This is a genomic window from Sphingomonas oligophenolica (assembly GCF_039522915.1).
GTDB classification, from domain to species: Bacteria; Pseudomonadota; Alphaproteobacteria; order Sphingomonadales; family Sphingomonadaceae; genus Sphingomonas; species Sphingomonas oligophenolica.
Window position 1 is genome coordinate 23,511 of the sequence record NZ_BAAAEH010000047.1, and the last position, 23,171, is coordinate 46,681.

Genomic DNA, 23,171 nt, shown 5'->3' on the forward strand with positions numbered 1-23,171 from the left:
GGCCCTTTCGCAAATCTCAACTGTCGAGACGTCCTAGCCGACGACCCCCGCATGCGCCGCCAGTGCGGCGAGCAGCAGCAGGGCGACGATGTTGGTGATCTTGATCATCGGGTTCACCGCCGGGCCGGCTGTGTCCTTGTACGGATCGCCGACGGTGTCGCCGGTGACGGCTGCCTTATGGGCTTCGCTGCCCTTGCCGCCATGATGGCCGTCCTCGATATATTTCTTGGCATTGTCCCAGGCGCCGCCGCCCGAGGTCATCGAGATGGCGACGAACAGGCCGGAGACGATCACGCCGAGCAGCAGCGCGCCGAGCGCGGCGAAGCCGCTTGCCTGGTCGGCGACCGCGGTGATCACGAAATACACCACGATCGGCGCGAGCACCGGCAGCAGCGACGGGATGATCATCTCCTTGATCGCCGCCTTGGTGACGAGATCGACGGTGCGGGCATAGTTTGGGCGAACCGTGCCCTCCATGATGCCGGGGTTGTCGCGGAACTGCGCCCGGACATCCTCGACGACCGAGCCGGCCGCCCGGCCGACCGCTGTCATGCCGAATGCGCCGAAGCTGAACGGCAGCAGCGCGCCGAGCAGCAGGCCGACGATGACGTATGGATTGGAGAGCGTGAAATCGACGTGCAGATCAGGGAAGTAGATGCCCAGATCAGTCGTATAGGCGCCGAACAGCACCAAAGCCGCGAGCGCGGCCGAACCGATCGCATAGCCCTTGGTGACCGCCTTGGTGGTGTTGCCGACTGCGTCCAGCGCATCGGTGCGGTGGCGTACGTCGTCGGGCAGGCCGGCCATTTCGGCAATGCCGCCGGCATTGTCGGTCACCGGGCCATAGGCGTCGAGCGCAACGACCATGCCGGCCAGCGCAAGCATCGCGGTCGCGCCGAAGGCGATGCCGATGATGCCCGCGAGCTGGAAGCAGCCGATCACTGCGATCGAGATGACCAGCGTCGGCAGGGCCGGGCTTTCCAGGCTGACCGCGAGGCCCTGGATGACGTTGGTGCCGTGGCCGGTTTCGGAGGCCTTGGCGATCGAGCGGACCGGGCGGAAGTTGGTGCCGGTATAATATTCAGTGATCCACACCAGCGCGCCGGTAAGCGCGAGGCCGATCATCATGCAGATGAACAGCTTCATGCCGGTAAAGGTCACTGCGCCGGCGCCGGCAACCGCTTCCGGGGTCAGCGAGCCGGCCACGTCGCCGAGCGCGCTCGAGCCGCCGATCGCTGCGTGCATGTCGCCGAGCACATATTGGGTCGCGAAATAGATCGCCGGGATCGACAGGATGACGGTGGTCCAGAAACCCTTGTAGAGCGCGCCCATGATCGAGCCGCTGCCGCCGAGACGGACCATGTAGGTGCCGATGATCGAGGTGATGACGCAGACGCCGCCGACCAGCAGCGGCAGGGTCATCAACTGGAAGAGATGGTCGGCATTGGGCAGGAGCAGCGCGATCGAGGCCATCGTCACGCCGATGGTGACGACATAGGTCTCGAACAGGTCGGCCGCCATGCCGGCGCAATCGCCGACATTGTCGCCGACATTGTCGGCGATGGTGGCAGGATTGCGGGGGTCGTCCTCGGGAATGCCGGCCTCGACCTTGCCGACCAGATCGGCGCCGACATCGGCCGCCTTGGTGAAGATGCCGCCGCCGAGACGCGCGAAGATCGAGATCAGCGAGGCGCCGAATGCAAGGGCGACGAGCGAGTCGACGATGACGCGCCGGTCGGCATGGACCGCGAGATCGAGATGGCGGATCGCGATCATGTACCAGAACAGCAGGGTGATCGCGAGGAGACCGAGGCCAGCCACCAGCATGCCGGTGACGGCGCCCGAGCGGAATGCCATGGTCAGACCGCCCTGCAGCGAGGTGCGTGCTGCTTCGGCTGTGCGGACATTGGCCTTTACCGACACGTTCATGCCGATGAAGCCGGTCACCCCCGACAGGATCGCGCCGACGGCGAAGGCCGCTGCCGAGAGGATGCCGAGGAAATAGCCGACCAGGATGGCGACGACGACGCCGACGATCGCGATGGTACGGTATTGCCGGCCGAGATAGGCTTTGGCGCCTTCCGCAATGGCGGCGGCGATGTCCTGCATCTTCTCGTTGCCCGCGCTGGCCGCGAGAATCTGCCGGCTGGTGATGATTCCATAAAGTACGGCAATCACGCCGCAAATCATGGCCGCATAGACGATCGTCATGTAGCTCTTCCCCTATTATGTCCCGGCGTACTTGGCCAAAGCCTTCGTCGCCAACGGTTTGCGGGGTTGTATAAAGGGGCGTGGCCTGAGCGCAAGCCGCTCAGGCCGTGTGCTCGAAGCCGAGCCGTGCGGGCAGCGGCACTGTCCCGGCCCCATCATGAAGGCTGATCCCGCTACCAGCGGCGAAACTGCCGATCCGGGTGGCGGGCACGGGCGGTTGAAGCCCGGCCGGCGCAGCGAACAGCAGCGCATAGTCGTCGCCCGCGGTTGCCGCGGCGAGGCGGGCGGCGCGGTCCTCGCCGGCATAGGCGCAGTAATCAGTGGAAAGCGGGATGGCGGCGAGGTCGATCGAAACCGCGAGGCCACTGGCCACCGCCATCCGCGCCGCATCGAGCAGCAGCCCGTCGGAGACGTCCATCATCGCATGGGCGATGGGCGCAAGCAGCCGGCCCTCGGCGAGCAGCGGCACTGGCCGGCGATAGGCGGCGAGCAGGCTTGTCGGCCCGAACGCACCTTGCGCGATCGCGAGTCCGGCACCCGCATCGCCGATCATGCCCGCAACCCAGAGCGAGTCGCCGGCCTGCGCGCCGCTCCGCGGCGGCGCGGGGGCATCCTCGCCGATCGCGGTGAGGGTCAGGACATGGGCGCTCCCCGCCGGAAGCGAGAAGGTGTCGCCACCGATCAGCGGGCAGCCGAAGCGCGTCAGGATTTCGCCCAGCCCTTCGATGAAGGCGCGATCCCAGGCATCATCACCCAGCGGATAATTGAGCATCACCCCGACCGGGACTGCGCCCTTGGCGGCCAGATCAGAAAGATTCACCGCGACCAGCTTCCAGGCGACGTCTTCCGCCGGGTCGGTTGCGACATAGTGGACGCCCTCGACCACCGTATCGGTGGTGAGGACGAGCGGGCCGGCGGGAGAGAGCAGGGCGACATCGTCGCGAAGGCCGCGGGCGGCGGCGTGGAGCGGCAGGGTGCGAAGCGCTGCGAGAAAGTCGGATTCGGTCATTCTTCTCCCCTTCCCTTCAGGGGAGGGGCTTTTCGTGACTTAACCCCGAACATCCTTCGCGATCGCATCGAGCAGCCCGTTGACGAACCCGGCCTCGCGCTTGTCGAAAAAGGCGTGCGCGACGTCGACATATTCAGTGATCACCGTTGCCGCGGGCACATCGGCGCGCGCGAGCAGTTCATAGGTGCCGGCGCGCAGGATCGCCCGCATCGAGCGATCGAGCCGCTCGAGCGCCCAGCCCGCGGCGAGCTTGCCGCTGATGGCCGTGTCGATCTCGGCCTGCCGTGCCACCGTGCCCCGCACAATATCGTCGAAGAAGTCGACCTCGGCCTCGGCATATTCGGCATCCTCGATCGTCGCGCCGAGCCGATGCTGGTGGAATTCGTGCAGCAGCGGCGCCACGGCGGTCGCCTTCATTTCGTGCTGATACAGCGCCTGTGTGGCGGCAAGCCGGGCGGCGGCGCGCGCCTTTGAGCGGGCGGAGATCTTGGTCATAACAATGTTTCCGTCTGGTCGCCGGCAAGGCGCGATGCCACCGACTTTGCATGGGCGGGCAGCCCTTCAGCCTCGGCCAGCGCAATCGCCGCCGGGCCGATCGCTGCGAGCGCGCCCTGGTCGAGCTGCAAGAAGCTCGTCCGCTTCATGAAATCGAGCACCGACAGCCCAGACGCGAAACGCGCCCGCCGGCCGGTCGGCAGCACGTGGTTGGGTCCGGCGACATAATCGCCGATCGCCTCGGGCGTGAGCCGCCCCAGAAATACCGAGCCCGCATGCCGCACCCGGTCAAACAGCGGCTGCGGGTCATCGCAGGCGAGCTCGAGATGCTCGGGCGCAAGCCGGTCGACCAGCGGCATCGCTTCCATCAGGTTGGCGGTGACGATGATCGCCCCGTTCGCGTCCCAGCTCGCCCGGGCCACCTGCGCCGTCGCGAGCGTCCCGATCTGCAGGTCGACCGCGTCGGCCACCGCTTTCGCAAAGCCCGCATCGTCAGTGAACAGGATCGACTGGCTGGTCGGGTCGTGCTCGGCCTGGCTGAGCAGGTCGGCGGCGATCCATTCCGGGTCGTTCCTGCCATCAGCGACGACGACGATCTCGCTTGGCCCAGCGACCATGTCGATGCCGACCACGCCGTAGAGCTGGCGCTTGGCCTCGGCGACCCAGGCGTTGCCCGGGCCGGTGATCACGTCGACAGCGCCGATCCGCCCGGTGCCATAAGCCAGCGCCGCGATCGCCTGCGCCCCGCCGATCCGCCAGATCTCGTCGACCCCGGCGATGTGCGCGGCGGCGAGGACAAGCGGGTTGACCTCGCCATTGGGGGTCGGCGTGACCATTACCAGCCGTTCGACGCCGGCAACCTTGGCCGGAATTGCGTTCATCAGCACCGAGGAGGGATAGGCAGCGCGTCCGCCGGGAATATAGATCCCCGCATTCTGGATTGCGTTCCAGCGCGCGCCGAGGCGGACGCCCGCCGAATCCACCGTGTCGCTGTCCTCGGGCTTCTGCTTGAGATGATAGGTCGCGATGCGCTCGGCAGCGAGCTCGAGCGCGTCGCGCAGCTCGGCAGAGAGCGACTGGTGCGCGGCGAGCCACTCGGCCTTCTCGATCCGCCAGCCGGTCTGGTTGAGATCATGATGGTCGAATTTCTTCGTGAATGCCTGCAGCGCGGCATCGCCCTCGTCACGCACGCTCGCGACAATGGTGCGCACGTCGCGCGCGACATCAGCATCGGCCTCGCGGCGCGCGTTGACCAGCGCGGTGAATTCCCGCTCGAAGCCGGGATCGGAGGTGGAAAGGCGAATCACCTTCTTACTCCCCTCCCGCCTGCGGGAGGGGCTGGGGGAGGGCATGTCGAGAAGGTGGCCCGGGATGACAGGCCCTCCCCCGACCCCTCCCGCGAGCGGGAGGGGAGAAGTAGCCCGCTCACGCTGCCTTCTCCATCGCAACCGCCCGCCGGAACGCCTCGACCAGCGGTACCACCTCGGGCCGGGTCTTGAACGCGGCCCGGTTGACGATCAGCCGCGAGGTCACCTCGGCGATCACCTCGACCTCGACCAGGCCATTCTCCTTGAGCGTCTTTCCCGACGACACCAGGTCGACGATCCGCGGCGCAAGCCCCAGGGTCGGCGCCAGCTCCATCGCTCCGTTCAGCTTCACGCATTCCGCCTGTACGCCGCGCGCCTCGAAATGCATCCGCGTCACATGCGGATATTTGGTCGCGATCCGCACATGGCTCCAGCCGCGCGGATCGTCGCTCTCGGCCATGTCGGCCGGTTCGGCGACCGACAACCGGCAATGCCCGATCCCCAGATCGACCGGGGCATAAAGCTCGGAATAATCGAATTCGGCCAGCACGTCGGATCCCACGATCCCCAATTGCGCAGCGCCGTGCGCCACGAAGGTCGCGACGTCGAAGGCGCGGACCCGGATCAGGTCGATTCCGGGGTTGCTGGTCGAGAAGCGCAGCGCGCGGCTTTCCTCGTCGCCAAAGGCCGCTTCGGGGGTGATGCCGGCACGTTCGAGCAGCGGCACGGCCTCGGCGAGGATGCGCCCCTTGGGGACGGCAATGATGATCGGATCGGTCATGAGTGAGCGGGGCTTTACTTGGGGGTGTTCGCGGGCGCAACAGACGCAGCGATCAGCGGGAAGGCGGGCATGTCCAGCGAAGAGAATAATCGCGGCGCATTCATGATCCAGGAATATTATTGCCGGAACATGGACGCGCCTGCCTATGCGCGACTCTGCACCGCGCTCGCCAAAGGCCTCAATCGCGACAGCGCGGTCGGCGCCCGCGTCGTCGACTGGCCGGGCGAGCCGACTCGCGACGCACTGCCGCTTCGCCTCATCGGCGGCCTGCATGCGCTGGTGCTCGCCGGGCGCGATCCGGATTTGTCAGCGGTGTTCGAGGGCAGGGTGACTGATCCGGACGCGATCGAAGCCGTGCTGGCGCGAACCCTGATCGCGCACGATGCCGAACTGATGCCCTGGCTCGACGGGCCACCCCAGACCAACGAGCCGGGCCGCTCGGCCGCGCTGATGACCGGGCTGCTCGAGGTCGCGCGCCGCCATGGCCCGCGCATCGAGATTCTCGAGATCGGCTCGAGCGCCGGGCTGAACCTGATGATCGACCGCTACCGGTTCGACCTCGGTGGTACGCTGGTCGGACCGGCAGACGCGCCGATTCTGATCAGGCCCGAATGGCGCGGCCCGCCCGCGCCTGTCGTCCCGATCGAGATCGTCGCGGTGCGCGGCTGCGACATCCAGCCGATCGATGCGACTGACCCCGTCGCCGAGGCACGGCTCACCGCTTATGTCTGGGCCGAGAAGCCCGATCGGATCGCGCGGCTGAAAACCGCGATCGCCATGTTGCGTGAACGCCCCGTTCAGCTCGACCGCGCGGATGCGGCCGATTGGGTCGAGGCCCGCCTCGCCGAGCCGCAGGCTGACGGCGTCACCCGCGTGCTGATGCATTCGGTCGTCTGGCAATATCTGCCCGAGGCGGTGGCCGAACGGATCAGGGCCGCGATGAAGGCGGCGGGCGAGCGCGCCACACCGGAGCGTCCGCTCGGCTGGGTGATGATGGAGCCCGATCGCGCCCTCGCGCACCAGGTCGTTCGTGTCCGCACCTGGCCGGGCGACGGCGTCGCGCAGATCGTGGCGACTGCCCATGCCCATGCCGCCTGGATCAAGGCCGGCCCGCCGGAGCCGGACGCAACAGGCATCGATCTGCCCGCCGGCGCGACCCTGTCGATCTAGCGGGTCGACCCTAAAATCCGACCCGTATCGAAGGGCAGGCCGCCGGGCAACCAACTGCGGGGCGCGCGGATGACGACATGGGCCCTGAATGCTGTCCAACGATGAGAATGAGCCGCGCCGCCTCGTGACCTCGCCGGTTTATGGCGGTTGGGCGCGATGTTGAATCGGGATGGCGCGCAGCTGTGCGTGTTGGGAATGTCATGAGGGTTGCTGACATTTCCAACGGGGCGAGATTTTCCCGCCGCGGCGGGCGCTCAGCATGACGCATCGCGCCCGGGCGTTGAATCGCGATGCGATCCCGCGCGCTCTTCAAGCCGCCCGTACCTGCCCTGCGCGCCCGTCGTCGCCAGGGTTCGCGCGCTCGTTCCGCTGTGCCTTGACGGCATAGAGCGCTGCGTCGGCGGTTTCGAACAACTCCCGCGATGTCGCGCCGTCGCCCGGCCAGGTGGCGACGCCGATGCTGGCGCCCACCCGGATGACGCGGCCTTCGATCTGATAGGGCGGCACCAGCGCGGCGAGCATATGGTCGGCGACGGCGGCGAGAGCGATCGCTGATCCGCCAGGCACGAGGATCGCGAATTCGTCGCCGCCGAGTCGGGCCGGCAGCGCGTGGATCCCACAGGCCTTGCGCAGGCGGTCGGCCACTTCGCAGAGCAGCAGGTCGCCGCACGCATGGCCATATTGGTCGTTGACCGGCTTGAATCCGTCGAGATCGAGCAAGGCCAGCGCGAAACTGGAGCCGTGACGGGCGAACTGGATCTCCAGTTCGAGCCGCTCGGCGAGCACGCGCCGGTTGGGCAGGCCGGTCAGCGGATCGGTATCGGCGAGCTCGCGCATCTGGCGCTGCAGCAGCAGCAGGTCGACCAGTTGCTCATGCTGCTGGAAGATCATGCGCAGCAGGAAAGCGCTGGCCACCACCAGGCTGGTGCCCGCCGCCAGGTCCATCCGGCTGCCCGAGAAGAGCAGGAGCAGCGAGATCGGCAGCAGGCCGATCAGCAGGTTGATGATCGTCGCGCCGCGGATCGTGGAGAGGCAATAGGCAGTGGCGAGCGACCCCATGGCCATGATCATCGGGTAATAGATGCGAAGCTCGGGGGCGGCGGTGAGAAAGCTCATCACGCACCAGGTGCTGCAGATCACGCCGAGCGTCCCGGAAACCCAGGTCGCGCCGTTGATCATCCGCGCGGCGCCCTGCACGTCGAGCGTCTGCTTGCGCTTCTTCATCCAGGCAATGAAACGAAGCAGGCACGCAGTCCCCATCACCGCCGGCATGCCGACCCGTACCCAGGCCGGCGCGCCCTGGCTCGACCCGTAGATGGTGGTCGGGATGGTCAGCAACAGGGTCAGGTACAGCAACGGGATCTGGCTTTGCAGCCGGGCGGCCCGCAACAGCTTGAAGTCTCCCAGAATCACGTCGGGAATGGGCGGGAACACCGTCCGCCACAGGGTCTGGACCATTATCATGGGTCAAGGGCGTAACGATCAAGAATTACCCGCCGGTTAAGTACATCTCCGGAGCCGCCTGCTCGCGTCACGCGTGGCGGAATGAACCGAAATGGCGCGAATGTAAGGTTTTCTTCACGATCCTGGTTAATATCGCCGTTACCACGCCACCCGCCTTGCAGGAGCAGCGAATGTCGCGCGCAGCCGTCCAGCCCACGCTTCCCCAGAATGACACGCCCGCCGAACAGGCGAAGCGCATCGCCCAGATCGCCGCCGCGCGGGTCACCTATGAATGGACCACCAGCGTGCCCACACTGCCCGGCGTGCCGCTCTCCGCCACGGTGCCGTTGAACGATGAGCCGACGCTCGCCTGGTTCCTCCTGCTGATCGAGGTGGGGCTGAAGATCGTTTTCAACCGGCTCGCCCTTGATCTCTCGAAGCATGGCTCCGGCCTCGACGCCACCGACGTCACCCATGACGTGTCCGACCCGCGCGATCTGTCGGGCCATCTGCATCAGGCGCCGCCCACCGCGCCGCCGCATGCGGCCGCCCGGGTGCGCTGTCACCAGATTGCTGAATCGGTCGCCGGCATCCGCGCTCATTACGCCCGCCAGGCGGGCGGCGGCCTGCTCGGGCGGGTCGGCGCTGAAGTGGAGACCGGGGTCGATTATCTCGAGCATGATGCGCATCGCGCGCTGCTCAGGAGCCATGCCCGCGAAGTGCGCGATATCGTCGCGTCGATCGACCCGACGGGGTCGGTCGGCAACCCGGGAGCAGCGGCGTCGCTCGAGGCCTATATGGCGCTGTTCGACAGCCTGCGCGTGCCCGGCATCGCCTATGGTTTCCAGGAAGACGATGTCTTCGCGCGGCTGCGCGTCGCCGGGCCGAATTCAGTCCTGATCAAGAATATCGATGCGCTGCCCGCGAACTTCCCGCTGACCGAGGCGCAATATGCGGCGGTGGTCGCCGGCGATACCCTGGCCGCGGCGCTCGCCGACGGACGCCTCTATCTGTGCGACTATGTCGAGCTGTCGGCGCTGGTCCCCGGCATGTGGGATGGCCTGCAGAAATATGTCTATCAGCCAATGGCCCTGTTCGCCGTGCCGCCGGGCGGCGCCGCGCTCGTGCCCGTGGCGATCCAGTGCGGGCAGGACAGCAGCGCCAACCCCATCTTCACCCCCTCGGTGATCGCGGCCGAGCAATGGGGCTGGGAAATGGCCAAGCTGGTCGTGCAGGTCGCCGACGGCAATTATCACGAGCTCGTCGCGCATCTGGCGCACACCCATCTGGTGATCGAGGCCTTTGCCGTCGCAACCCGACGCAACCTCGCGACCGTCCATCCGCTCTGGGGGCTGCTGGTACCGCATTTCGAGGGGCTGCTCTTCATCAACAACCAGGCGGCGACCTCGCTGATCGCGGCCAATGGCCCGATCGACCATATCTTCGGCGGCACCATCAGCTCGAGCCAGCTGACCGCTTCGGCCGCGCGGCTGTCGTTCGATTTCTACGCGAAGATGCTGCCCGATGATCTCGCCGCGCGCGGCGTGGCGGACGCGACGAAACTGCCCGATTACCCCTATCGCGACGATGCCCTGCTGGTGTGGCAGGCGATCCACGACTGGGCGACTCAATATGTCGATATCTATTATGTCGACGATGCCGCGGTGACCGGCGACACCGAGCTCGCCGCCTGGACCGCCTCGCTCATGGCCGAGGGCGCGGTCAAGGGCTTCAAGCCGATCACCACGCGCGCGCAGCTTGCGCTGGTCTGCACCATGGTGATGTTCACCGCCAGCGCGCAGCATGCGGCGGTGAACTTCCCGCAAAAGCCGATCATGTCCTTTGCCCCGGCCGTCACCGGCGCCGGCTGGACCGCAGCGCCGACCGTACAGACGGGGCAGAACCGGCAGGAATGGCTTGGCTATATGCCGCCGCTGCCGCTCGCGATCGAACAGCTCGACGTGCTGTACCTGCTCGGATCGGTCTATTATCGCCCGCTCGGCACCTATCTCAGCAACGATTTCCCCTATCCCGCCTGGTTCCGCGATCCAGCGATCATCGGCGCCGATTGCGCACTGCCGCGCTTCCAGGCGGTGTTGCAGCAGGTCGAGGCCAGGATCGTCGCGCGCAACGCCGAACGCCGCAGTGCTTACACCTTCCTCCAGCCGAGCCTGATCCCGACGAGCATCAATATCTAAAGGTTGTGGATCGAGCGCGGCGGCAACGCTCGTCTGGCTTGACTCACTCGCCAGGGACTGAGTCGATCGCGATTGGGTCGATCGCGATCGGGTCGCTCGCGGGAAAGCTCAGCTCGAGCGCTTCGTCGAGCTTTTCGTCAAGCCGCGCCGCTTCGGATCGCCGCATCCTGCGCCCCTCGGCCAGCCATAGCGCGAGATTGGCCACATAGTGCCCGGTTGAGCGTAGCGCCTCGGCATTCTCGATCAGCGTGCGCCCCGGCGCTTCGGTGACGAAGCTCGGCGCGCCGGTGCCCGGGTCCCAATTATAGTCGGCGAAATGGTGGAAGGTCGATTGCGCCACCGCCGGCCCGGCGCCGCCCGGCTGCGGCTCGAACGCCACCGCGATCGCGAAACGCGTCCCGGTCACCTTGCTGGTGCCGGTCGCGATCACCCGTGCGCTCGGGTCGTCGGCGGGCGCCGAGACATCGCCTTCATGGGGATGGGCCGGAAGAAAGCGCAGCACGCCGCCGGGCGCGTCGGGGTCGGCGAGGAGCGGGTGAACAGCGCCGACAGGGGCGATCTCCTGATAATCGCCATTCGCGCCGGAATGGAAATTCGGCCAGAGAATCGCCGTGGTAAAGGGATCGTCGATCGCGCGCCGCGCCGGGTCTGGATCCAGATTGTGCGAATGGAAATGATGCGCCCGCCCGACGCCGCCAAGATCGCAGACCGACGATCCGAGATCCATGTGATCGCGCGTGACCAGCAGCCCGCCGCCGCCATCGCGGAACCGCCCGATCGCTGCGCATTCCTCGGCGTTCAGCCCGTTGCCGATGTCCACCGCGAACAGCCACAGTTCGTCGAAATCGCTTTGGTCGATCGTCGCCAGCACTGGATCGGAAATGCCGGGTGGCGCTTCCCGATCGCGCGCCGTCACGCTGTAGAGCGGCGCCCCGTCCTCCCCGCGCAATCCGGCGAGATGGTCGCTGAGCAGAGAGAAACGGGCGATGTTCCAGTCGTCGGCCACGGGCTCGATCGTGGTCTGGAGAAGGATACGGGTCGTCATGACGAATCTCGCCTCTGGTTGACGGGAGCAAGATAGGGGCGACGTAGGGCCAATTACAGGGAGGTTGCCGCGGGCGGGTGCTCCCCGCCGCCCGACCTGTCGCCTCACTCACGTCAGGGATGGCGAAAGCTGGTTACGGAGCGTTGCGAGGCGAGCACCGGAAACGCACGCACTGGCTGGCGCGCGCAGCTGCCTCCAATTAGACCGGAGGTGGAATGGCGGAACCCAAACCTGGCGGAGTCGCGCCTGAGGGCGACGGAGCACGGCCGAATCCCCGGCCGAACCCGACGCGGCGCGGCCGCTTTTCGGGCCTGTCGCGCGATACCTGGCTGCTTGCGCTCGCGAGCCTGTTCGCTGACGTGTCGACCGAAATGCTCTATCCGGTGCTGCCCGTCTTCCTGACGCAAAGCCTTCACGCGAGCGGCGCGGCGGTCGGCCTGATCGAAGGGATCGCCACCGGCGTCCAGAATATCGTCCCCGGCTTCGCGGGATCGCTGTCGGATCGCCTGCGCCGCCGCAAGCCGCTCGCCTTGATCGGCTATGCGCTGGCCGCGATCGCCAAGCCGCTGATCGGCCTTTCGACCGTCTGGACCGGGGTGCTCGGCGCGCGCTTCCTCGACCGGCTGGGCGCCGGCACGCGCTCGGCGCCGCGCGACGCGCTGCTCGCTGCGTCCGCCGACGACGCGCATCGCGGCAGGGCGTTCGGGCTCGAGGGCGCGGGCGACAATGCCGGCGCCTTTCTCGGGCCGGTCCTGACCGTGATCCTGCTGGCGGCCTGGGGGCTCGACCTGCGCTGGATTTTCTACCTCGCCATCGTCCCGGGGTTTCTGGCGCTCGCGATGATATTCTTCGTCAGCGAAAAAAGGCCCGCCGCCGGCCGGGCCAAGGTGACGTTCGAGACCGACGCGCGCGCGCTGCCGCGCCGGTACCGGGCCTATCTCATCGCCACCGCGGTCGCAGGGCTCGGTAATTCGAGCAATGCCTTCCTCATCTTGCGGACCCGCGAGCTCGGCGTGTCGCTTCAAGCGACGATCCTCATCTATGCGGCGTTCAACCTCGTCGCGGCGCTCGTCTCCTATCCGGCGGGCGCGCTGTCGGACCGGATCGGCAGGCGCAACATCCTCCTCCTCGGGCTTGCCGTTTTCGCCGTCAGCTACCTCGGGTTCGCGCTGATCACGAACCTCATCCTCATCGGTCTGCTGTTCGTCCTTTACGGCGCCTATCAGGGCATCTTTCGCGCCGTCGGCAAGGCGTTCGCGAGCGATATGGTGCCCGAGGCCCGCCGCGCCGGCGGAATCGGCTGGTACAGCGCGACGGTCGGCCTGTCCGGGCTCGTCGCAAGCGCGGTCGCCGGCCTGTTGTGGGATCATGTCGGCCACGCGGCCGCATTTGCCTATGGCGCGAGCCTGGCGGCGCTCGGCGGGCTCGCTCTCGCGATGCTGGTGCCGGCCAAGGGTGGCGGAGACTGACCGTCGCGCCGCGATCTCATCGATCGAAAAGACTCGAAAAGACTCGGGAAGACTCGGGGACACTTTACTTAATTGAGGGCAGTCAGATTGTTATAGTGTCCCCGAATCTCGGAATCTCGTGCCCGCCCCCGACCTTGTGTCATATCACTTCTGCGCCGGGCTGGCCGGGTTATCGGTGTCGATCGGCAGCTCGCATCTCCAGTGCGCGGCGATGGCCCGCACGGCGGCGAGGGATGAGGGTTCGCCAGGCACGGCGCCGGCCGACCCGGACAGGCCGACCAGCCGGGTATTGAGCGTGTCCGGAAGCGGGACGAACTGAAAGTCGCCTCCACCTTGATTGGGGTCGCCGGCGGTCACGTCCGTTCCGCGGTTCGACGCAAAGCGAAGATAGCGCAGGGAGGAGGTGCCGTTTACCTCGACGATATCCTCGTCGAGTGCCAGGTCGAGTGTCTGGGGTGTGCCGTCCTGGCCGCAAACCCGGCCTTGGCCCGCCCCGTCGATGTAAAGCTCGAGGCCGTTCTGGTAGGCGGGATTGTTGCCGCCATCGATCGTCCAGAGGGTAATCCCGGTGATCCGTCCCTGCTCGGTCACCTGGGTGAAATTTTGAACCCCGTACCAATAATATCCAACCGGGCCGCTGATGTAGTCCAGAACCGGCGGCTGTACCGGATCGGTTACGGCCGGGTCGAAATGGGGCCAGAGCTGGCTCGTCGCGATGTTTTCATCCAGCTTCAGGGCCAGCTTGTTCAGAATATTTTCGGCATAATAGCGTCTTGAATCGAGCGTGTCCGGCTCGGCCATGCTCGCGCGACTTCCATAATAGAGATCGATCAGAACATCATCGTCCACATAGATCATCTGGTCTCGACGATCCAGGATCCGGGCCCGCGCTTCGCTCAGAAGCTCCTGGTACAGGGCGATTGAGTCGCGGATTTCCAGGGTCAGTCGATCCACCTCCCCGGGAGACGGCTCGCTGCCATAATAATAAGCGTAATGCTGCAGGTTTTCCCGCAGCGTCGCCAGGCGTAGTGTCGCGAAGGGAACCAGGAAGGAGAACCGTTTCTCCGGCGTCTCTTTGTCGACGAAGAACGATTCGGTGTTGTTCACCAGATTATACAGGTTTTCGAAGGCCTGCTTCTTCATCGCATAATCTTCATCGGAGATAGAGACGAAGTCGGTGGCAGCGCTGAACAGCGATTCAAGCGTATCGTTCAGCGCTCCATATGTCATTTGCCAATATACGCCGGCGATCACCTGGTTCAGATAATTCTGGAAGCTTCCCCAGACCTGATCCCTTTGATCCACATCGGGCCACAGGCCGCCGACCAGCGTGCCGATGGCGCCACCGATGACGGGAATGAGGTTCAGTGCCGCCGAAACCGCGGTGCGGAAGAAGTTGTTGACCGTAGCGGCATCGACCGATCCGCCATCCGTTTCGTAGGCGACCGGGTCGCCCGTCGTCGCTTCGTTGAACCAGCTCGGCCGACTGTCGTAAAGTTCGAAGCTGCTGATATTCCCGCCGACACCAAAGGCGTCGAGATCGTCGATCTTCGTGTTGGGCCCGAACATGACCTTCGTGCCCTCGCAATCATCGTCCTTATAGACGGCCAGCCAGGCGCGCGTTCCTGTTTCGAGCGAGTCTGGCTCGTTGCCCTCCTTGCTGCCGTCCGATTGAGTATAGTCGTCCAGGTCGACTATTTTCAGGGTGCCGCTTGTCGCGTCGAAGCGAAGCGTCGCGCCCGCACAATATTTATCGTCCCAGAACTGAACCCAGCACCCGTCGCTCATGTTTCTCTCCCCACTCCATCAGGACGATAGCGGCTTTGCACCCCGCAGAGTCGCGATCACCTTCCGTCTTCCCCGAACACATCTTAAAACCAATCTACGATCGGCTGAGATCTGACTAAAGATTTATTACGCTACAAAAACGATTATGTGAGTGATCCGCTACACATTTGGATCGCGACACCGTATGATCATCTGTCCGTCAACATGTTGTTCATATTACTATAGTGCCGAATCGATTTTCGACTCTTTGGCGGGGAGTATACCCACTTCAAACGCTCTCGGCATTTAGATGAGGCCGTTTTGAGGGCATCTGTTGGAGGTCGACGGCGTCAATCTGCGGATGACCACAGCCGGCCCGATCGATGCGGCCAGTGGCCGGCCTATCGGCTGCCCTTGCCCTCGGGCGAAGTCCTTGTGCTGTCGCCGATGCATCCAGGGCGGCGCGCGTAAACCTGATCCAGCGATCGTGAACGGGCTGGTTCGATTCAATCCTTGGGGAGATTACGGCAGGAGCGCGAGCGGGCTGGATGCTGTCCCGGTTCCGCCCTGCTCTTTGACATGACCGTTTAATTCAACGGGCGGCCGCCATTCCCCAGGCCCGCTGTTCCTCCGCTGTTCCCCGCTGGTCTGCCGCTGTTATCGTCGCTGTTACCCCGCTGTTATCCCGTTGTTCCCGAATAACAGCGGGATGGGCGATAAAGCGTTGATAACGAACGAGGAAATCGAGCACGAAATCCAACATAACAGCGGCGAAAATAAAAAATCGCGGGAAACAGCGGGGAACAGCGGGAAACCGGCGTCGCGGTTGGACGTATTGGCGGGCCCGCTCAGGCCCAGGAGCGGGCGCTGCGTCTCAGTGCTTGCCCAGCCACTCGAGCATCGCCGCCGTCACTGCCTCGGGCGCTTCCCACGGCACGAAATGCCCGGCATCCACCTTCACCAGCGTCATGTCGGGCACCAGCCTGTCCAGCCCGTCGAGCTGGCTCGGCAAGAGCGCCTTGTCCCCCATGCCCCAGATCACCAGGGTCGGCTGGGTGACGGGCGGGAAGGGCGCGTTCAGGAAGGCGGGCCGCTCAGGCGTTTCGTCCATCGCAGGCACGATCAGCGCGCTGGCGCGGTACCAGTTGAGCATCGCGGTCATCGCGCCGGGCTGGCCCCATTCGTCGAGATAGGCTGCCTTCTCGCCCGCGACCGTGTCGAAATCGGTGTGGCGCAAAAAGCTCCCGTCGAAAAAGGCCGACAGGCCGATCGCTTCGATATGCTTTTCGAGATCAGGGTTGCGGAAGGCGCGGATATACTGGCTCGCCTCGCGCTGCGCGAGATCATCGAACATCGTCTTCTGGAAGATGAAGGGGTGCGGCGCGTTGATGATGATCAGCCGCGCGACCCGGTCGGGCCGCTGCAGCGCCGCCATCCAGGCGATCGCGCCGCCCCAGTCATGGCCGACCAGGGTGAAGGTGCCGATGGTGAAATGATCGGCCAGCGCGACCAGGTCGCCGACCATCTTGTCGGGCGTATAGTCGCTGACCTCGGCGGGCTTGGAAGATCGCGCGAAACCGCGCTGATCGGGGGCGAGGACGAAATAGTGTTTCGCCAGCTCAGGGATTTGGTGGCGCCAGGTGCGATGCGATTCGGGAAAGCCGTGCAGCAGGATGATGGCTGGGTTCGCGGGGTCGCCCGCCACCGCGACGTCGAGCGAGACGCCGGTGGGGAGGGGGATCGTCTGCAGGTTGAAGCCGGTCATTCTTTCTCTCCTTAAGCCCCTCCCCTTCAGGGGAGGGGGTGGGGGACTCTTCCACCGCCACGACGTCGCTTGAGGCACTGCCCCACCCCAACCCCTCCCCTTCAGGGGAGGGGCTCAGTCTGTTACGGATAGCTCACAGTCTTCGGGATCGCGGGAATCGGAATAAACTCCTTGTCGTCCCCGGGCACCTTGGGAAACTCCCCCGCGGTCCAGGCACGCTTCGCCTCCTCGATCCGGTCGCGGCTCGACGAAACGAAATTCCACCACACATGGCGCGGCGTCGCGAACGCCTCGCCCCCGCACAGCATCACGCGCCCGCCCCCCTTCGAGGTGAGCGCCGTCGCGATCCCGGGCTTCAGCACATAGAGCGTCATCGGCTCAAGCGGCACGCCGTCAAGGCTCGCCTCGCCGAGCGCCAGATACACGGCCCGCTCATCGGCCCCGGCATCGATCGGCACCGCGCCGCCGGCATCGAGCACGATGTCGGCATAGATGGTCTCGGCATAGGTCGTGGTCGGCGCGCTGACGCCCCAGAGACTCCCCATGATCACCCGCGCCCGCGCGCCCTTCGTCTCCACTGTCGGCAGCGCCGCCTTTTCGACATGCTCGAACGCCGGGTCCATTTCCTCCTTGGCCTCGGGCAACGCGATCCAGGTCTGGATGCCGGACAGTTGCGGCCCCTGCGCGCGTTCGGCCGAAGGGGAGCGCTCGCTATGAACGATGCCGTGGCCCGCGGTCATCAGATTGACCGCGCCCGGCTCGATCGTCGCAAAGGTGCCAAGCGAATCGCGGTGATCGATCGCGCCCTCGAACAGATAGGTCACTGTCGCGAGGTTGATATGCGGATGCGGCCGCACGTCGATCCCGGTGCCGACATCCAGATGCGCCGGCCCCATCTGGTCGAAGAACAGGAACGGCCCGACCATCGTCCGCGGCCGCGAGGGCAGGGTGCGATGCACCTTGAACCCGCCGAGGTCATGAGTCGTCGGCGTGATCGTCTGGAGAATGAAATCGTCAAGCATCGGCGGTCTCCGTCGCGGCCAGGAGGGCAAGCAGGTCTTCGGGAAAGATCCTCTCGGGATGCGCGGCGATCTCGTCGCGCGCGAACCAGCGCCAGCTTTGCATCACCCGCCGTTCGAGCGGGGTATGGCCGGCGGTATCGATTTCCGACCTGTCGGTGCGCACCAGGAAATAGCGTTCGTCAGCGGTCACCGGCACGCCCTCGATAGTCACGAACTCGACGTGGCGCTGCGCCACTTCGGGCCCGCACTCGAGCTCGAGCCCGGTCTCCTCGCGAAGCTCGCGCCGCGCCGCTTCGGCATAGCTTTCACCCGGATCGACCGCGCCGCCCGGGGTGCACCAGAAAGGCGGCCGGTCGCCGGGGTCGAAGCGAAACAACAGGACGCGCCCCTCGCCATCGACCAGCAGGATGCGCGCGGCGGGCCGCTCGGCGCGCACGCTCACGCTGCGTCGAGCTCGGGATAGTGACGGAAAATGCCGTCCGTGTTGAACGGAATCCGGCGGTCGCTCCCGAGATAGGCGCGAACCCCCGGCAGCGCCGCGACCAGATCATGGTTGCCGATCAGATTGGGATAGTCGCCCTCGATCGCCGCCATCCGCTTCGGGAACATATAGCGCAGGCCCTCGACGATCTGGAACAGCGACGTGTCGACACAGGTCCAGCGATGGTCGATCAGCCACGCGCCCTCCTTCGCGGTCAGCGCCGCTTCGAAATAGTCCAGGAATTTGGGGATCCGCTCGGCGCGAAAATGCTTCGCCGCCTGCAGCGCCGCGTCCTTCTGGTCCTCGTAATAGAGCGAGCCGCTGATCGGGTGATGGACATTGTGCACCTCGGCGACGAGGTCGGCGATGGTGAGCTGGAGCTGGTTGAGCCACAGCCGGTCGGCCATGCCGGGCGGCGCCAGCTCGTGCCGCTCGCCGAGAACCATCAGGATATTGGCGACCTGCGCGATCGCCATCGTGTCGAACTCGAGATAGGGCGGCGCGAAGGGCCCGTGCCGTTCGTGGCGCGCCATGTTCGCCATCATCGCCCCGACGCCGTCCTCCCGTGCGCCGTCGCGGTACGCGATCCCTGCCGCTTCGAGCGGCAGCCGGATGAACTCGCCGCGCCCCTGGACCGAGGGCCAGTACCACAGCGTGTAGCTCACGCCGCTTCGCCCGGCGCCCGCGCGCGGATGGCAAGGGCGTGGATCCGGTCGCGCAGCAGATCGGCGAGCGCCGTGTTGACCAGCCGCTGCCGCGCGACCCGCGAGAGACCCTCAAAGGCCGCGCTCTCGACGATCACGGTGAAGTGCGATTCGCCCGTCCCGTCATCGCCCATATGGCCGGCATGCTTGCCGCTGTCGTTGATCACCTCGAGATGCGCCGGATCGAGCGCGGCGGCGAGACGGGACGCGATATCGGACGCGACGGAGCCGGTGGCGAGACTGGTCATCGCGCCTATATAGGCGGCTTTGTCGGATTCGGGGAGCCGCGTGGCGCGGGAAACGGAAAAGAAGGATCGGCCCAACACGCGCTTCCACGGCCGCGTCGAGGGAACGGGCAGGGACTGTGCTGAACCGGGGTGCGATGCGCCCGGGGAATTTCGCGCGCCCCCGGAAGAGGGCATCACCAATGGCCATGAGGGGCCGCGCCCCTATCGCTGGTTTTGCCTCGACCATGTCCGCGAATTCAACGCGCGCTACAATTTCTTCAACGGGATGAGCGCGGACGAGATTCACGACGCGCAGCGCCCCTTTTCCGGCTGGGAACGCGAGACCCGCGCCTTCGCGACCGCGGGCGGCGCTGATCGCCCGCCGAAATGGGCCGACTTCACCGATCCGCTCGATGCGATCGGCGCCCGCTTCCAGCGCCGCGCCGAGCCCGAGCGCAAGGATGGCCGGCCCTTGTCGGAGAACGACCGCAAGTCGCTACGCGTGCTTGGCCTTTCGACCGATGTCGATCGTCGCGGCTTGCGCCAGCGCTATGCCGAGCTGGTGCGCCGCTACCATCCGGACCGCAACGGCGGCGACCGCAGCCACGAAAAGGCGCTGCAGGACGTCATCGTCGCCTATACCCAGCTCAAGGGCGCGCCCGCCTTCGCCTGATCTCAGGCGTCTACCCTGGCCTCGGCCTCGGCAATCGCGGCAAGCTGTTCGGCGACCTTGCCCCAGCCCTCGGTGAAGCCCATCGCTTCATGCCGGGCCTTGGCCTCGGCGGTCCAATGCCGGGCGCCGGCGGTGTAGCGCGTCTTCCCGCCCTCGTCGGCGAACTCGAAAAAGCCGACCATGAACGCGGTCTGCGGAATCCAACCCGCCTTCAGCGCGTCAGTGAAGACGAAGCGCGTGTTCGGCGTCACTTCCAGGACAATGCCCTCGGTTGGATGCTCCTCGCCATTGGGGCCGCGCATGATCATCGCCGTGCGCGCGCCGGGCCGCCATTCATGATCGACGATCTCCGTCGTCCAGGGCTTTGGGCACCACCATTCAGTGAGGCGCTCGGTGGCGATCTTCCATACCAGCTCCACCGGCGCGTCGATCAGCCGGGTGACGGACAGTTCGAGATCGTTGCTCATGCCACCGCCTCCCCGGCCACCGCGCGCTCGATGGCGGCGATGTCGATCTTCCGCATCGTCATCATTGCTTCCATGCCGCGCTTCGCGGCCGCCTTGTCGGGGCTGGACATCGCCTTCATCAGGGCGCGCGGCGTGATCTGCCAGGACAGGCCCCATTTGTCCCTGCACCACCCGCACATGCTTTCCTCGCCGCCATGGCCGACGATCGCGTTCCAGTAGCGGTCGGTCTCTTCCTGGTCGTCGGTATAGACCTGGAACGAAACCGCTTCGTCGAACTTGAACCTCGGCCCGCCATTGAGCCCGAGGAAGCGCATGCCGAGCACGGTGAACTCAACCGTCAGCACGTCGCCCTGATGCCCGTCGGGGAAATCGGTCGGCGCGCGGTGGACCGCCTCGATCCGCGAATCGGGGAAAGTGGCGGCATAGAAGGCAGCGGCTTCCTCAGCGGCACCGTCATACCAGAGACAGGGTGCAATCTTCGTCATGATTCATGCTCCTTGGTTGCCGGGGCCGACCACCCCGAACATCACGCCATGCGGATCGCTGGCGACGATGATTCGATCGCCGCCCGGCACTTCCATCGGGCCGGCATGGACCGTGCCGCCATTTTTCGTCACCTTGGCCGCGGCTTGCTCGATATCGGGCGCACGGAAATAGAAACGCCATGCCGGCGGCGGGCCGTCGCCCGGATGGTTCATCGTCGCGCCGATCACCTGGTCGCCGACATGGACGAAGATATAATCGCCCATCGCGCCCATCGGCATCTTGTCGGGATAGGTCCAGCCGAACACGGTCGCGTAGAAGGCGTTGGCGCCGGCCTGGTCGGGCGTCGAAAGCTCGTTCCAGTTGCATTTGCCCATCCCCATCCGGTCGAAGGCAGTGCTGCTCTCCTCCGACGCGCCGCGCATGATGTAGAAGGGGATGCCCTGCGGATCGGCGACCATCGCGATCCGGCCGATTCCGGGAATGTCCCAGGCCGGCATCAGCACGCTGCCACCCGCCGCCTTGATCTTCTCGACCGAGGCGTCGACGTCATTGACGCCGATATAGAAGAGCCAGGTCGGCTTCGCGCCGCCGGCCTGCATTGCCTCGGTCAGGCGCATCACGCCGCCGACCGAGCCGCCGCCGCTGCCGCTATCGATCATGCGGTAATCCATCTCGCCGGATGGCTGTGCTTCGATCGTCCAGCCGATCACGTCGTCATAGAATGCCTTGGACGCATCCGGATCGGCGGTCATCAGTTCGTACCAGATCGGCGTGCCTTCGGGATTTGCCATCTTCTCTCTCCTGCGATCGTCGGTTTTACTGGTCGAGCATCGGCGCGAAGCCGCCATAGATCATGCGCTTCCCGTCGAACGGCATTTCGCCGTCCGGGTGCATGCGCGTGTCGGCCATCACCTTCGCCATGCCGGCGTCGCGGACTTCCTTCGAAGGCCATTCGATCCAGGAGAAGACGACATTCTCAGCCTCAGTGGCTTTCACGGCGCCCTTGAAATCAGTGACCTTGCCGTCGGGCACATTGTCGCCCCAGCATTCGACGACTCGCGTCGCGCCATATTCGTGGAAGATCGGTGCGGCTTTGGCTGCCATGTCGAGATAGGCCTGCTTGCCGTTCGCAGGCACGGGAATGACGAAACCGTCCACATAGCTCATGATCGCTCTCCTGACGTATCGCCGGCTTCAGCCGTGCGGTTTGAAGTTCGGGTCGACCCACATCACTTCCCAGATATGGCCGTCGGGGTCATCGAAGCTGCGGCCATACATTACCCCGTGATCCTGAGTCGGAGTCGGGTCGAGGCCGCCGCCCGCCTTGCCCGCGCTTCCGACCATCGCATCGACGGCGTCGCGGCTGTCGGCGGAAACGCAGAGCAACACCTGCGATACCTTGTGCGCATCGGGGATGGCGCGCGGGCTGAACTGGCGGAACTTGTCATGGGTCAGCAGCATCACGTTGATGCTATCCGAAAACACCATGCAGGCCGCTGTCTCGTCAGTGAAGGCCGGATTGTTCACCGCGCCGACCGCTTCGTAGAACGCCTTCGACCTGGGCAGGTCGGTCACCGGCAGATTGACGAAGATCATCTTGGGCATCGCAAATCCTTTCCATGTGGGCTTCCGCGAATCGCTGTTTGACCCTGATGCCCGTTTAAGTTATTAAAAGCAACAATGGAGTTAGAAAAAATAACTAATTTAGAAAAAAAGACGGAAAAGCGCTGGTATGACGATGCCTGCGGCACGGCGCTCGCGATGGAGCTGGTCGGCGAACGCTGGTCGCTGCTGATCGTGCGCGAGCTGATGTTCGGGCCGCGCCGCTTCGGCGAACTGCGCAAGGCGCTCACCGGGATCAGCGCCAATGTGCTGACCCAGCGACTCGAAGGCCTCGAGACGGCCGGCATCCTGACTCGCGAGAAATTGCCGCCGCCTGCCTCGGTCCAGGTCTATGCGCTCACCCCCTGGGGCTATCGGAGCGAGGTGGCGATCCAGGAGCTGGGCCGCTGGGCGGTGCAATCGCCGCGCCACGATACGACGCTCCCGCTCAGCGCCGCCTCGCTGATGCTGTCCTTTCGCACGATGATCGATCGCTCGCGATCGGGCGCCGTGAATCGCACGATCGGCTTCCAGCTCGGCGACGAGGGCTTTGTCGCCCGGGTCGATGCGGAAGGAATCGCGATTCGCCGCGGCGATCCGGGCGAGGCCGATTCATGCTTCGTCAGCGATCCGGTAACGATGGCCTCGATCATCTATGGCGGGCGGCCGATCGCGGATGCGGAAAGCTCCGGGATGCTGACGCTGAAGGGCGACAGGGCGCTCGCCACGCACTTCGTGACGCTATTTCCTTTGCCGCCGAAGATCGGTTCGGCTTGACGCGATCGAATTCCGTTCGCAGTGAAACAAGCCAACCTATCGAAGCACCGTTCTTCCTTCTCGACCGTTGAA

24 protein-coding genes are annotated in these 23,171 nt (G+C 65.5%); 5 read left to right on the forward strand and 19 right to left on the reverse strand.

Annotated elements, in window-relative coordinates; translation table 11 throughout:
- Nucleotides 1–33: 33 nt before the first annotated feature.
- The 5 genes from ABD050_RS21490 to hisG form a co-directional block, all read right to left on the reverse strand.
- Complete coding sequence (locus ABD050_RS21490; protein WP_343891565.1) at nucleotides 34–2,211, reverse strand: sodium-translocating pyrophosphatase; 2,178 nt, start codon at nucleotides 2,209–2,211, stop codon at nucleotides 34–36.
- A gap of 100 nt (nucleotides 2,212–2,311) precedes the next feature.
- Complete coding sequence (gene thiL / locus ABD050_RS21495) at nucleotides 2,312–3,220, reverse strand: thiamine-phosphate kinase (protein ID WP_343891566.1); 909 nt, start codon at nucleotides 3,218–3,220, stop codon at nucleotides 2,312–2,314.
- Nucleotides 3,221–3,259: 39 nt separating this feature from the next.
- Nucleotides 3,260–3,715 (reverse strand): transcription antitermination factor NusB, encoded by a 456-nt coding sequence (nusB, locus tag ABD050_RS21500; protein WP_343891567.1) that lies wholly within the window; start codon nucleotides 3,713–3,715, stop codon nucleotides 3,260–3,262.
- Nucleotides 3,712–5,022, reverse strand: a complete 1,311-nt coding sequence (hisD, locus tag ABD050_RS21505) for a histidinol dehydrogenase (RefSeq protein ID WP_343891568.1) — start codon at nucleotides 5,020–5,022, stop codon at nucleotides 3,712–3,714. Before hisD ends, nusB begins: the two co-directional genes overlap by 4 nt.
- 118 nt (nucleotides 5,023–5,140) lie before the next feature.
- Complete coding sequence (gene hisG, locus ABD050_RS21510; protein WP_343891569.1) at nucleotides 5,141–5,803, reverse strand: ATP phosphoribosyltransferase; 663 nt, start codon at nucleotides 5,801–5,803, stop codon at nucleotides 5,141–5,143.
- 69 nt (nucleotides 5,804–5,872) lie between these two features.
- Between hisG and ABD050_RS21515 the strand changes: the two genes are divergently transcribed.
- Nucleotides 5,873–6,973, forward strand: coding sequence for a DUF2332 domain-containing protein (locus ABD050_RS21515; protein WP_343891570.1), 1,101 nt, complete (start codon nucleotides 5,873–5,875; stop codon nucleotides 6,971–6,973).
- A 309-nt stretch (nucleotides 6,974–7,282) separates the two neighbouring features.
- Here ABD050_RS21515 and ABD050_RS21520 read toward each other — a convergent pair whose 3' ends face one another.
- Nucleotides 7,283–8,431 carry a diguanylate cyclase domain-containing protein gene (locus ABD050_RS21520; protein WP_343891572.1) on the reverse strand — a complete coding sequence of 383 codons (1,149 nt, stop codon included), beginning with the start codon at nucleotides 8,429–8,431 and terminating at the stop codon, nucleotides 7,283–7,285.
- Nucleotides 8,432–8,607: 176 nt separating this feature from the next.
- Between ABD050_RS21520 and ABD050_RS21525 the strand changes: the two genes are divergently transcribed.
- Nucleotides 8,608–10,614: a lipoxygenase family protein gene (locus ABD050_RS21525; RefSeq protein WP_343891573.1), complete on the forward strand. Its 2,007-nt coding sequence runs from the start codon at nucleotides 8,608–8,610 to the stop codon at nucleotides 10,612–10,614.
- A 43-nt stretch (nucleotides 10,615–10,657) separates the two neighbouring features.
- Here the strand turns inward: ABD050_RS21525 and ABD050_RS21530 are convergent, their stop codons facing one another.
- Entirely contained in the window at nucleotides 10,658–11,659 is a 1,002-nt protein-coding gene (locus ABD050_RS21530) for a hypothetical protein (RefSeq protein WP_343891574.1), read from the reverse strand.
- Between the two features lie 215 nt (nucleotides 11,660–11,874).
- On the opposite strand from ABD050_RS21530, the gene ABD050_RS21535 reads away from it, so the two are divergent.
- The gene (locus ABD050_RS21535) at nucleotides 11,875–13,128 is read left to right on the forward strand and encodes an MFS transporter (RefSeq protein ID WP_343891575.1); all 1,254 of its coding nucleotides are present in this window, start codon (nucleotides 11,875–11,877) and stop codon (nucleotides 13,126–13,128) included.
- Between the two features lie 144 nt (nucleotides 13,129–13,272).
- On the opposite strand, the gene ABD050_RS21540 is transcribed toward ABD050_RS21535, so the two are convergent.
- The 7 genes from ABD050_RS21540 to ABD050_RS21570 form a co-directional block, all read right to left on the reverse strand.
- Nucleotides 13,273–14,916, reverse strand: a complete 1,644-nt coding sequence (locus ABD050_RS21540) for a hypothetical protein (protein WP_343891576.1) — start codon at nucleotides 14,914–14,916, stop codon at nucleotides 13,273–13,275.
- A gap of 571 nt (nucleotides 14,917–15,487) precedes the next feature.
- A complete protein-coding gene (locus tag ABD050_RS21545) occupies nucleotides 15,488–15,658 on the reverse strand; it encodes a hypothetical protein (protein WP_343891577.1) in 171 nt (56 codons plus the stop codon).
- A gap of 111 nt (nucleotides 15,659–15,769) precedes the next feature.
- Nucleotides 15,770–16,660 carry an alpha/beta fold hydrolase gene (locus ABD050_RS21550; protein ID WP_343891578.1) on the reverse strand — a complete coding sequence of 297 codons (891 nt, stop codon included), beginning with the start codon at nucleotides 16,658–16,660 and terminating at the stop codon, nucleotides 15,770–15,772.
- Between the two features lie 122 nt (nucleotides 16,661–16,782).
- Nucleotides 16,783–17,682, reverse strand: a complete 900-nt coding sequence (locus ABD050_RS21555) for a pirin family protein (protein WP_343891579.1) — start codon at nucleotides 17,680–17,682, stop codon at nucleotides 16,783–16,785.
- Nucleotides 17,675–18,124 carry an NUDIX hydrolase gene (locus tag ABD050_RS21560; protein WP_343891580.1) on the reverse strand — a complete coding sequence of 150 codons (450 nt, stop codon included), beginning with the start codon at nucleotides 18,122–18,124 and terminating at the stop codon, nucleotides 17,675–17,677. Before ABD050_RS21560 ends, ABD050_RS21555 begins: the two co-directional genes overlap by 8 nt.
- Entirely contained in the window at nucleotides 18,121–18,828 is a 708-nt protein-coding gene (locus tag ABD050_RS21565) for a glutathione S-transferase (RefSeq protein WP_343891581.1), read from the reverse strand. The genes ABD050_RS21560 and ABD050_RS21565 overlap by 4 nt, the downstream gene beginning before the upstream one ends.
- Nucleotides 18,825–19,115 carry a BolA family protein gene (locus ABD050_RS21570; protein ID WP_343891582.1) on the reverse strand — a complete coding sequence of 97 codons (291 nt, stop codon included), beginning with the start codon at nucleotides 19,113–19,115 and terminating at the stop codon, nucleotides 18,825–18,827. Before ABD050_RS21570 ends, ABD050_RS21565 begins: the two co-directional genes overlap by 4 nt.
- A gap of 40 nt (nucleotides 19,116–19,155) precedes the next feature.
- Between ABD050_RS21570 and ABD050_RS21575 the strand changes: the two genes are divergently transcribed.
- Nucleotides 19,156–19,767, forward strand: a complete 612-nt coding sequence (locus ABD050_RS21575; protein WP_343891583.1) for a J domain-containing protein — start codon at nucleotides 19,156–19,158, stop codon at nucleotides 19,765–19,767.
- A gap of 2 nt (nucleotides 19,768–19,769) precedes the next feature.
- Here ABD050_RS21575 and ABD050_RS21580 read toward each other — a convergent pair whose 3' ends face one another.
- From ABD050_RS21580 to ABD050_RS21600, 5 genes are read right to left on the reverse strand one after another with little or no spacing between them, the layout of a single operon-like run.
- Nucleotides 19,770–20,234: an SRPBCC family protein gene (locus ABD050_RS21580; RefSeq protein WP_343891584.1), complete on the reverse strand. Its 465-nt coding sequence runs from the start codon at nucleotides 20,232–20,234 to the stop codon at nucleotides 19,770–19,772.
- Nucleotides 20,231–20,719 carry a VOC family protein gene (locus ABD050_RS21585; protein ID WP_343891585.1) on the reverse strand — a complete coding sequence of 163 codons (489 nt, stop codon included), beginning with the start codon at nucleotides 20,717–20,719 and terminating at the stop codon, nucleotides 20,231–20,233. The genes ABD050_RS21580 and ABD050_RS21585 overlap by 4 nt, the downstream gene beginning before the upstream one ends.
- A gap of 3 nt (nucleotides 20,720–20,722) precedes the next feature.
- The gene (locus ABD050_RS21590; RefSeq protein ID WP_343891586.1) at nucleotides 20,723–21,511 is read right to left on the reverse strand and encodes a VOC family protein; all 789 of its coding nucleotides are present in this window, start codon (nucleotides 21,509–21,511) and stop codon (nucleotides 20,723–20,725) included.
- Between the two features lie 25 nt (nucleotides 21,512–21,536).
- The gene (locus ABD050_RS21595; protein WP_343891587.1) at nucleotides 21,537–21,887 is read right to left on the reverse strand and encodes a DUF1428 domain-containing protein; all 351 of its coding nucleotides are present in this window, start codon (nucleotides 21,885–21,887) and stop codon (nucleotides 21,537–21,539) included.
- A 27-nt stretch (nucleotides 21,888–21,914) separates the two neighbouring features.
- Nucleotides 21,915–22,325: a VOC family protein gene (locus ABD050_RS21600; protein ID WP_343891588.1), complete on the reverse strand. Its 411-nt coding sequence runs from the start codon at nucleotides 22,323–22,325 to the stop codon at nucleotides 21,915–21,917.
- A 75-nt stretch (nucleotides 22,326–22,400) separates the two neighbouring features.
- On the opposite strand from ABD050_RS21600, the gene ABD050_RS21605 reads away from it, so the two are divergent.
- Nucleotides 22,401–23,099 (forward strand): winged helix-turn-helix transcriptional regulator, encoded by a 699-nt coding sequence (locus tag ABD050_RS21605; protein ID WP_343891589.1) that lies wholly within the window; start codon nucleotides 22,401–22,403, stop codon nucleotides 23,097–23,099.
- The last annotated feature ends 72 nt before the right edge of the window (nucleotides 23,100–23,171 follow it).

Coding starts and splice junctions, on each gene's coding strand:
- hisG (WP_343891569.1), bottom strand. CDS start 5,803: ATGACCGATCCGATCATCATTGCCGTCCCCAAGGGGCGCATCCTCGCC.
- ABD050_RS21600 (WP_343891588.1), bottom strand. CDS start 22,325: ATGCCCAAGATGATCTTCGTCAATCTGCCGGTGACCGACCTGCCCAGG.
- ABD050_RS21540 (WP_343891576.1), bottom strand. CDS start 14,916: ATGAGCGACGGGTGCTGGGTTCAGTTCTGGGACGATAAATATTGTGCG.
- ABD050_RS21530 (WP_343891574.1), bottom strand. CDS start 11,659: ATGACGACCCGTATCCTTCTCCAGACCACGATCGAGCCCGTGGCCGAC.
- ABD050_RS21585 (WP_343891585.1), bottom strand. CDS start 20,719: ATGACGAAGATTGCACCCTGTCTCTGGTATGACGGTGCCGCTGAGGAA.
- ABD050_RS21545 (WP_343891577.1), bottom strand. CDS start 15,658: ATGTTGGATTTCGTGCTCGATTTCCTCGTTCGTTATCAACGCTTTATC.
- ABD050_RS21520 (WP_343891572.1), bottom strand. CDS start 8,431: ATGGTCCAGACCCTGTGGCGGACGGTGTTCCCGCCCATTCCCGACGTG.
- ABD050_RS21525 (WP_343891573.1), top strand. CDS start 8,608: ATGTCGCGCGCAGCCGTCCAGCCCACGCTTCCCCAGAATGACACGCCC.
- ABD050_RS21580 (WP_343891584.1), bottom strand. CDS start 20,234: ATGAGCAACGATCTCGAACTGTCCGTCACCCGGCTGATCGACGCGCCG.
- thiL (WP_343891566.1), bottom strand. CDS start 3,220: ATGACCGAATCCGACTTTCTCGCAGCGCTTCGCACCCTGCCGCTCCAC.
- ABD050_RS21490 (WP_343891565.1), bottom strand. CDS start 2,211: ATGACGATCGTCTATGCGGCCATGATTTGCGGCGTGATTGCCGTACTT.
- ABD050_RS21550 (WP_343891578.1), bottom strand. CDS start 16,660: ATGACCGGCTTCAACCTGCAGACGATCCCCCTCCCCACCGGCGTCTCG.
- ABD050_RS21515 (WP_343891570.1), top strand. CDS start 5,873: ATGTCCAGCGAAGAGAATAATCGCGGCGCATTCATGATCCAGGAATAT.
- ABD050_RS21555 (WP_343891579.1), bottom strand. CDS start 17,682: ATGCTTGACGATTTCATTCTCCAGACGATCACGCCGACGACTCATGAC.
- ABD050_RS21590 (WP_343891586.1), bottom strand. CDS start 21,511: ATGGCAAATCCCGAAGGCACGCCGATCTGGTACGAACTGATGACCGCC.
- ABD050_RS21595 (WP_343891587.1), bottom strand. CDS start 21,887: ATGAGCTATGTGGACGGTTTCGTCATTCCCGTGCCTGCGAACGGCAAG.
- ABD050_RS21570 (WP_343891582.1), bottom strand. CDS start 19,115: ATGACCAGTCTCGCCACCGGCTCCGTCGCGTCCGATATCGCGTCCCGT.
- nusB (WP_343891567.1), bottom strand. CDS start 3,715: ATGACCAAGATCTCCGCCCGCTCAAAGGCGCGCGCCGCCGCCCGGCTT.
- ABD050_RS21605 (WP_343891589.1), top strand. CDS start 22,401: ATGGAGTTAGAAAAAATAACTAATTTAGAAAAAAAGACGGAAAAGCGC.
- ABD050_RS21535 (WP_343891575.1), top strand. CDS start 11,875: ATGGCGGAACCCAAACCTGGCGGAGTCGCGCCTGAGGGCGACGGAGCA.